An 8,806-nucleotide genomic window follows, 5' to 3' on the forward strand; every position below is an offset into this window, starting at 1 on the left:
GGTAAGGATGGCTGGACGGAACTGATGGCAGCGGCTGGAACCGGGCGCGAGGACATTGTTCGGACTCTTCTCGATGCGGGGGCAAATGTCAATGCCAAAACGAATTTCGGCCTAACGGTTTTGATGTGTGCGGCGGGAAGCGGCAGAACTGAAATTGTGCGGGTATTGCTCGATCGCGGTGCCGATCTCGATGCCAAAGATGATAATACTTGGACGGCTTTGGTGTGGGCTTCTCAAGACGGACACAAGGATGTTGTGGAGTTGCTTAAAGCCGCCAGAGGTCGATCGAGTAATAAGTGAGAAGTAGCCGATCTTAATACAAGTATTCGGATCGTTCTACTGTTATTCTTATCGCTATTTTCATAAGTATAGAGCCAAGTCATGAGTGGTGTATTGACCGTAATTGCGATCGATATCCCTAAAAGTACACTGGTCGTTAGCGGCTTTCAAACCATGAAAAGTCGAAATTCAAATAATTTAGACAATTGACTCGATAAAAAAAAGAGAAGGGATGTGCGGTAGCATCCCTAAAAAAGTTAGGTGAAAAATACAAAAATTGAGCCGAATGTGTGTGGGAGTTTTACTCTTCCGACTCGGCAGCATTCGTTCCCCCAGAATCAGCCGCCTCTGGGTTTTCTTCTGTGAGGCGTTGTTGGCGAATCAGTTCGAGCTGGCGGGTGCGAAAATCGGAGGCAGCATCGAGTAAATTTTCCTCTTGCGCGCCGACGACATCGCTAACGCTGCGATCGCGAGCTAAATTGGCTCGATTGAGAATTTCGTAGATATTCAAGCCACCCCCGGTTTCTCCCAAAAACGAGTCAACCTCACTCGACTCCGGCTGGGTAATATCTTGTTGAAGATCGAGGGGCTGGATGGCATCATCTTCATACTCTTGAGCGATGCTCGCCTTGGGAAGTAGCAAAGGCAATATTCCTACGGCGACTAGAAGGGCGATCGCCGATTTGCGACTCGAAGGGTTGTGTCTCAAATTATTCATAATTCTTGCTGTATTTTACAGAGGTCGTCTTTTATCGAAGATGCTCTTAGAACAATTATTACGGATTAGATGAGAATTGTGGAAAACCAAAGCGATCGCCCCTGGCATTTAGACTGACATTCAGGCTGGCATTCAGACAAAGTGATGCGGGCAAACTCGATTCAAGCAAAGCGACGGCGCAACAGGGGTTGGATACTCAACAACGCCACGCTAGCAAACCCGAGCAATACCAGCAAAGCCCCAGCAAAGGTAATCGAACCGAAGGGCGCTTCCATCACCACGCTACCCAAACTCCAATCGCCGTGCAGGTACAGATAGCGAATCGGTTCGATCGCATAGCTGAGGGGGTTGAGGCTGGCGACAACCTGCAACCATTGCGGCATGAAAGATAGCGGCGCGAGGGCAGTACTCGCAAAGAGTAGGGGCAAGTTGGTGACAAAAATAACTGCCAGCAGTTCGATGTGGCCCGGAAGGGCAAATGCCAAGCCCAGACTGAGTCCGGTTACGCCGATAACGAGTAGAAATAGAATCAGGCAGATAGCTGCCAATCCGCCAATTCCGGGCAATCCCGCACCGGCAAAAACCCCAGCGGCAATAATGACGACGGTTTGTACGAAGCTGAGGGTGACGATGAAAATTGCCGAGGCCACCACGATCGAAAACCGGGAGGCGAGAGGGGCAACCAGCAAGCGATTGAGAAAACCGAACTCGCGATCGAACATCACCGGCAAACCGGCATTGAGCGCCCCGGCAAAGGCCGTAAAGACGATGACTCCCGCCCCGAGAAATTGGGCGTAGTTCTGGCTTTCCCCAAACAAGCCCGCCGGAACGTTCTGGAACAGCGCCCCGAAGAGAATCAGCCACATCAGAGGCTGAACGATGCCGGCAATCAGGGTCGAGGGACGGCGCTGGAGTTGGATGAACAGCCGCCGGGTGAGGGCGATGGTTTCTTGGATAAATTCTCCGATCGGATTGCCTGCTTCAACCGCTAAGGGCGTTGGCGGGATGCGATCGTCCGGTTTGGAAGGTGCAACGGTATTGCTCATGATGGCTACATATTCGGTACGACTCGATATGCGATCGATCTTAGAAGTAAATGCAAAATAAATGCTAGCTTCTGTGGTCTGAAGCTAGCACGTTGGTCGGAACAATTTGCCGTTTTTTGTCGAACTGAGGTCGAAAAATACGAGATATCGATTGGTTCGGGGTATGAGACGATCGTCCGTGCGATCGCGCGCTTTCGTCAGAACCCAAACATATCCTTATCCACCAAGCCTCAACCTCTATCTAGTTTGTTGACTCAACTGCGAGAACTAGCTGTCCGCTTGCTTGCGCTTGCGGAGTTTGCCACTCGCACCGATGATACCGATCGCCGCCAGACCCATGATGCTTGCAGGTTCGGGGACGGAAGCCGAAACAGGAGAGACGGCGGGCAGGTTCCCGGCGATCGCCATACCGTCGTTGATGCACTCAGCAAACAGGTGGGCGATATAGTCAGCACCGGGTAACAAAGCGCGATCGAAGCTGAAGCCGAAGGTATGCGTACCCGTAGCGTTGAAATGCCCGAAATCAAATCCCAATCCGCTCAACGCATCTGCATCTAGCATGGCGATATCGCCGATTTTGGTGCCCGAGGCAATGGAGTTGGTCACTGAATGTTTTTGCCTGTAGTAATCCTGGAAGTACTCATCGGTGGTGTCTAAGTCCGCCATCGAACTATCACTTTTCGCCCAATTGTCGTAGTGCTTGAGGTGTCTGAAGCCAGCGTTTTCCTTGGCGACGTTTTGTCCGACAACGTTGCTGAAAACTCCCGTTTCCGAAACACCGGAATCGTTCGTCCCGGCGAAGCGAATACCGAACAGATTGCCACTGTCGTTAGCAGTTTTCAGATTGTCTCCGGAGAAGTTGAAGAACAAGTCACCGTAGCCGATATTTTTGTCTGCGGCACGATGGTAAGACTCTCCATCTAGAGCCAGGTTGGAATTGATACCGATATAAACTTTGTCTCCGGCTTCCTTGATGGCCATGCCGTAAAACTCGTAAGAGCTGTTAGCACCCCGAACTCCCACATCCGATCCATCGGCAAAAGAGTCTATTGCATAGTTCACGCCATTGTACATTTGACCGGCATTTGCAGCTTGTCCGGAGATTGCCGAAATGCAAATTGAAGCAGCGGCAACTTTAATGATGTTATTGAGGGTTAGCGTTTTCATCTGTCTGTATTCTTAATTGTCTCGCTTTTGGTATGCGTAGAATACACCTCGATTGCTCCTAGAACCCATTATTGTGGATTGCAGACTTCTCGTAAGTAGGTAGCCCTAAATCAATTTAGCTATGAATCGCCTAGTCTACACAGTCGTATTCATAACGTTAATTATTTTTGTCTACCGATCGAGCTGTCTATACCAACCAACATAAGAATTAAACTCAGAAATCTCCAAGTAATTTTAACCAATTTTTTGATAAATACAAAAAACGAGAGCTTTTATGAAAACATTTCGCGACTCACAAAAAATCCGTATATTTTCTGAGGTGAATCTTAAAAATACGAGCTAAATACAAATAGAGTTCACCGCTGAGAAGCTCAAGAATGTCTCCCAAATTGAGAGTTCTCATTACCGGTGTCTCGCGACCGATCGTTGCCCCTTGCGGTCACCAGCCTAAAAAAAAAGTCATATCGATCGGGAATTATCGCCTGCGGCTTAACCCGAACTGACCTTAAAGTCCAAACATCATTTCATCGACCCTAGTACTCCACCACATTGATGCGTGATAGGCAGAGATAGTGCCCCGGATGAATGACCTGTCATCATTTATGTGGTGGAGTATAAGTCAATCTAAATTTTGATTATATTTTCTTAAGCTTCCCGAACAATAAAAATAATTTATTATAGAAAATTTAAAAGGTTTATAAAGTCTTTTTTTTCTTTCTATCTAATAATAAATATGTCGTCATTCCCCCCTTTCCTTTAACCTCAATTGTGCCTCGTTTTTTGAAGATGAACTTATCTTTAAGCCGATCGAATGTTTGTTCCGTAACTTGAATCCCATTAACGATTCCGTGAGATTCCATCCGGCTGGCAATATTCACTGTATCTCCCCATAAATCGTAAATAAACTTATTTCTTCCAATAACTCCAGCAATCACGGGTCCCGTGTTCATTCCGATGCGAATTCTAAACGGTTCGCGTTCACCTTTGTTAAATTGAGCCATCGCCTGTTGCATATCCAATGCCATTTGGGCCATGGCTTCAGCATGATTTTCTTTAGGAATGGGTAATCCGCCCACAACCATATAAGCATCGCCAATGGTTTTAATCTTTTCCAATCCATGGCGATCGGCGAGGCGATCGAAAGCAGAAAAAATCTCGTTGAGAAGTTCTACTAATTCTTCAGGAGAAATCCGCGACCATAGTTTTGTAAAGCCAACAATATCGGCAAACAAAACCGATGCATCCTCAAAATTATCGGCGATCGTATGGGTATCTTGTTTGAGGCGGTGGGCGATCGGTGCCGGTAGAATACTCAACAGCAATCGTTCTGATTTTTCCCGCTCGATTCGCAACTGCTTGAGATAGGCTTTTTCGCGATCTCGCAGGCGCTTTTTCTCTAAACAAGCACCAATTCTAGCCTTGAGTAAAACGGGATTAAATGGCTTGGGAAGATAATCCTCTGCTCCCAATTCAATACATTTGACCACGCTATCAATATCATCGAGGGCAGAAATCACCAGTACGGGGAGGTAGTTGCGAGCGGAATTGGACTTGAGTGTTTCTAGCACTTGATACCCGTTCATCCGAGGCATCATAATATCGAGCAAAACCAAGTCAAAAGATTGCTTGTCAATCAGTTCTAACGCCCGATAGCCATCTTCAGCAACGGCAACGGTATAACCTTGCCGTTCCAAGCGCCGTCGCAGCAGGTCGCGATTGGCCTCATTATCATCGACCACTAAAACACAGGCTGTTTGAGCCGATTCCATCTTACAAACCTGGCGAGAACTCCCACCACATTGTACAAACAAGTTGTCCCTTTGTCTGTGGAGTACAAGAGAGCATGGGCAGAGTTAACGGACGAACGGACAATTGATAGCTGGTGAGTTGTTATTGCGCACATCTGCATCTACATCTACATCTACATCTACATCTACATCTGCATCTGCATCTACATCTGCACATCCCGTTTCTGGGTATCTTACCCTCTTTCCATCTCTTATAAGGGAATGCTTTGCACTATTGATGTACGATGCATGCGATCGCTCGTTGGTGTCGAACGAAATTTCAAGGGTTGGTTCTCTCCCTGCTCGCATCCAGACTCTTGAAGACTCTCTATCTCCCCTCTGCGTATCCGGAGTCTCGATTCAAGTCGAACGAGATGTCACCAAAGCTTGTATCTTTTCTAGAAGGCGGGGAAACTCGACGGGTTTGGTATCGTAGTCATCGCATCCAACCTTCAGGCATTTCTCACGATCGCCGGCAATGGCGTGAGCGGTGAGGGCGATAATCGGAATCTGGGATGTTTTGGGATCGGCTTTGAGTTTCCGGGTAGCTTCCCAGCCGTCAAGCACCGGTAACCCCATATCCATCAAAATTAAATCGGGTTGCAATGCCGCTTTTTCAACTCCCTCGATACCATCAACGGCAAGCATCACGTCGTAGCCTTTCCGTTTCAGTCGGCGCGAGAGCATATCTCGATTCATTTCATTATCTTCAACTAGCAAGATTTTGACCATCGAAATCGTCCACCCAATATTGCCAACGAGCGCGATCGCTTGCAAGTGGCTTGTCTGCTTTGTCTGCCTTGCTTGCTCTTCTATATCATCCTAAGACGATTTGCGTTCAAACCGGCTTTTAATCGGTTGGGTGTGACAGTTGCTATTTTTAGCCCGTTGAGTATGTCACCCAAAGAAGTGACCTATCATCCGATCGGCTGTCCGAGAAATCCCACTACATTCAAGGGTATCGAAGAAATCGCTACCCCCATCTTCCTTTCTCGGAGGCAGAAAACTGAAATAGCACAGAGTTCGCTTTCTCGATACTCTCGAAAAATACTTTGAGTTGGCAATGTCTGCGAGCAGAATCCAGACCAGATATTGTATATCCTCGACAGCTCACTACATTATCGACTTCAACCCACAATCTCGAGGAACTTACCGTTTCTGGGTACACCGGGCTTTTTTAAACTTTTACCGAATCGCAAGAATCTGTAGACTCGCCATCATTTTTGGATGGCCAAGCCGAAACATTGCTCTTAATTCTTAAGCGATCGGGGCCAGCGAACAGTTTTTCATCGAACCGATTTGTTTTGCAACCTAGCAGGACTTATTCATGACTGACTCACTCTTTTTCTTTTTTGGCTTCGGATCTATTTTTTTTGGTTTGAAAATTTCTGAAGACGTACATCAAATTGCACTTCTAGTAACAGGGTTTATCTGTCTGGTCTGGGGATTTGCTATGTCTTCTGTACTCCTTCAGCTTTTACTCATGATTTTTTTAGCTGGTTTTCTCAGGCTTTCCCATTAAAAATAATGCAATCTACACTCAACAAAACAAACCCATCGGCACGAGAATCTACCCACACTTCTATTTTCGATCGATCGACTTGAAAAAATCTCTCTTAAGGAAGACAAACCGATCTTAGCCTTCAGCTAGTATGAACCATTGCAATTCATAAAGTAATTCTGGAACTAAAAATTAAACTGTTATTTTTTCCGAATGCCGAGCGCGGCAAACATCTTCTCATTATTGCCAATCTTCTAACCCATTTGTTTTCTTTCTTAACCTATTAATCCATCAAGGAATTTAAATCATTATGCCCGATCGATCTGTTGATTTCGATACCACTCCTTTTGGTGTCGGCAACTCTCCCATTTCCGTCAAAGTCGGAGACTTCAATGGCGATGGTCTCTCCGATTTAGTGGTGGGCAACCGCGATGCCAACACCCTCTCCATATTGCTTGGGGATGGAATGGGAGGATTTGGCACGCAAACCACCTTCGATACCCAGCGTGCCCCCAACGCGATCGCCATTGGCGACTTCAACGGCGACGGACGACAGGACGTAGCCGCTACCAACCGCTTTTCTAATAGCGTCTCGGTTTTCCTCGGCGATGGCACGGGGGGGCTTAGCACCCAAACCACCTTTGCCGTCGGCATCGAACCCAACGCGATCGCCCTAGGTGACTTCAACAGCGACAGGCGACAGGATTTAGCCGTCACTAACCTTACCTCCAACACGGTCTCGGTACTGCTGGGGGATGGAACGGGAGGATTTGGCCCTCAAACCACCTTTGCCCTAGGAACCGCCCCCAGTGGCATCGTCGTGGGGGATTTCAACAGCGATGGACGACAAGATTTAGCGGCGACGAATCTCGATACCAATACGGTCTCGGTTTTACTCGGCAATGGAACGGGAGGATTTAGCCCTCAAACCACCTTCGCCGCCGGGGCCGCCCCGCGTTCGATCGCCATTGGTGACTTCAACGGCGACGGGCGACAAGACCTAGCCGCCGCCAACCGCAATGGTAATAACGTCTCGATTTTGCTGGGGGATGGAACCGGAGGATTTAGCCCCCAAACCATTTTCCCAACCGGTGCGGTTCCCCGTTTCGTCACGGTGGGAGATTTCAACGGCGACGGGTTGCAAGATTTAACCACCGCCAACCGCGACGGTCGATCGGTTTCCGTTCTCCTCGGGGATGGTAACGGTGGTTTCGACGAACCATCAACCTTCACAGCCGGTCTCAATCCCCATTCCGTCGCGGTGGGAGATTTCAACGGCGACAGGCGACAAGACCTAGCCGCCGCCAACCGAGGTTCCAACTCCGTTTCGGTACTGCTGGGCGTACCGCCCTCAGAAACGATCGCCCCGCTTCTGCCGACCGTTAGCATCACCTCCAACAATCCCAATCCCCTGTTGGCGAGAGTGGGCAATACCGTCACCCTCAGCTTTACGGCCAGCGAAGCCCTGCCGAACCTGCCCAATGCAACCATCGATGGGAATATCGCCACCGTTGCCAATGTCGGAGGCAACAACTACACCGCCACTTACCGCTTGCAAGCTGGAGATACCGAAGGTGTGGTTCCGTTTCGCATCAACTTTACCGATGTCGCCGGGAATAGCGGTACTCCCGTCACCGCCACCACCAATGCCAGCACTGTTCTGTTCGATCGCACTCCTCCCACCGTCACCCTGAACCAAGACTTCGGTCAAACCGACCCCACCGCAAATAGTACCGTCACCTTTGCCGCCATTTTCAGCGAACCGGTAACGGGGTTCGCCCCAGCAGATGTCATCCTCGGCGGTACGGCAACCGGGACGACGGTAACCGTTGCCCCCACCTCTACCGACGGTCGGCGATATGCGGTGACCGTCGGCGGACTGACGGGAATGGGGACGGTTTCGGCGAATATTCCCGCCGGGGTGGTGTTGGATGCGGCCGGCAATCCCAATTTGGCCAGTACCAGCACCGATAATAGCGTCGTCTTCGACGAAACCCTGCTGACGGTCAGTTCGATCGTTCGTGCCGATGCCAACCCCACCACGGCGGCAAACGTCAACTATATCGTTACCTTCAGCGACAGCGTCACTGGGGTGGATGCCACGGATTTTCAGTTAGTCTCGACGGGATCGATCGACCCCAGCATTCTCAACGTTACCGGCAGCGATCGCACTTGGACGGTGAGTGCGAGTACCGGGACGGGAAGTGGAACCCTCGCCCTGAATTTGGTGGATGACGATTCGATTCAAAATGCGGCAGCCGAACCCCTCGGAGGCGCGGGGGCAGAGAACGGCAACGCCACCGGACAA

At 49.3% G+C, this 8,806-nt stretch carries 8 protein-coding genes; 3 read left to right on the forward strand and 5 right to left on the reverse strand.

Annotated features, from left to right (window positions below; all coding sequences use genetic code 11):
* A partial coding sequence (locus IQ235_RS11330; RefSeq protein WP_264321572.1) for an ankyrin repeat domain-containing protein occupies nt 1–300 on the forward strand: 300 nt, incomplete at its 5' end.
* Between the two features lie 280 nt (nt 301–580).
* On the opposite strand, the gene IQ235_RS11335 is transcribed toward IQ235_RS11330, so the two are convergent.
* The 5 genes from IQ235_RS11335 to IQ235_RS11355 all read right to left on the reverse strand — a co-directional run bounded on the left by IQ235_RS11335 (nt 581) and on the right by IQ235_RS11355 (nt 5,729).
* Nucleotides 581–997: a hypothetical protein gene (locus IQ235_RS11335; RefSeq protein WP_264321573.1), complete on the reverse strand. Its 417-nt coding sequence runs from the start codon at nt 995–997 to the stop codon at nt 581–583.
* Nucleotides 998–1,158: 161 nt separating this feature from the next.
* Nucleotides 1,159–2,043 (reverse strand): ABC transporter permease, encoded by an 885-nt coding sequence (locus IQ235_RS11340; RefSeq protein ID WP_264321574.1) that lies wholly within the window; start codon nt 2,041–2,043, stop codon nt 1,159–1,161.
* Nucleotides 2,044–2,310: 267 nt separating this feature from the next.
* On the reverse strand, nt 2,311–3,210 hold the full coding sequence (locus IQ235_RS11345) for an XDD3 family exosortase-dependent surface protein (protein WP_264321575.1): 900 nt from the start codon (nt 3,208–3,210) through the stop codon (nt 2,311–2,313).
* A 695-nt stretch (nt 3,211–3,905) separates the two neighbouring features.
* On the reverse strand, nt 3,906–4,979 hold the full coding sequence (locus IQ235_RS11350) for an adenylate/guanylate cyclase domain-containing protein (protein WP_264321576.1): 1,074 nt from the start codon (nt 4,977–4,979) through the stop codon (nt 3,906–3,908).
* A 378-nt stretch (nt 4,980–5,357) separates the two neighbouring features.
* Nucleotides 5,358–5,729 (reverse strand): response regulator, encoded by a 372-nt coding sequence (locus tag IQ235_RS11355; protein ID WP_264321579.1) that lies wholly within the window; start codon nt 5,727–5,729, stop codon nt 5,358–5,360.
* A 595-nt stretch (nt 5,730–6,324) separates the two neighbouring features.
* Between IQ235_RS11355 and IQ235_RS11360 the strand changes: the two genes are divergently transcribed.
* Nucleotides 6,325–6,519, forward strand: coding sequence for a hypothetical protein (locus IQ235_RS11360; protein WP_264321577.1), 195 nt, complete (start codon nt 6,325–6,327; stop codon nt 6,517–6,519).
* A gap of 289 nt (nt 6,520–6,808) precedes the next feature.
* Nucleotides 6,809–8,806 (forward strand): FG-GAP repeat domain-containing protein (locus IQ235_RS11365; RefSeq protein ID WP_264321578.1); only part of this gene is annotated, 1,998 nt, incomplete at its 3' end.

The sequence above is a fragment of the Zarconia navalis LEGE 11467 genome (assembly GCF_015207075.1).
Classification (GTDB): domain Bacteria; phylum Cyanobacteriota; class Cyanobacteriia; order Cyanobacteriales; family Geitlerinemataceae; genus Zarconia; species Zarconia navalis.

Coding starts and splice junctions, on each gene's coding strand:
- IQ235_RS11335 (WP_264321573.1), bottom strand. CDS start 997: ATGAATAATTTGAGACACAACCCTTCGAGTCGCAAATCGGCGATCGCC.
- IQ235_RS11340 (WP_264321574.1), bottom strand. CDS start 2,043: ATGAGCAATACCGTTGCACCTTCCAAACCGGACGATCGCATCCCGCCA.
- IQ235_RS11345 (WP_264321575.1), bottom strand. CDS start 3,210: ATGAAAACGCTAACCCTCAATAACATCATTAAAGTTGCCGCTGCTTCA.
- IQ235_RS11350 (WP_264321576.1), bottom strand. CDS start 4,979: ATGGAATCGGCTCAAACAGCCTGTGTTTTAGTGGTCGATGATAATGAG.
- IQ235_RS11355 (WP_264321579.1), bottom strand. CDS start 5,729: ATGGTCAAAATCTTGCTAGTTGAAGATAATGAAATGAATCGAGATATG.
- IQ235_RS11360 (WP_264321577.1), top strand. CDS start 6,325: ATGACTGACTCACTCTTTTTCTTTTTTGGCTTCGGATCTATTTTTTTT.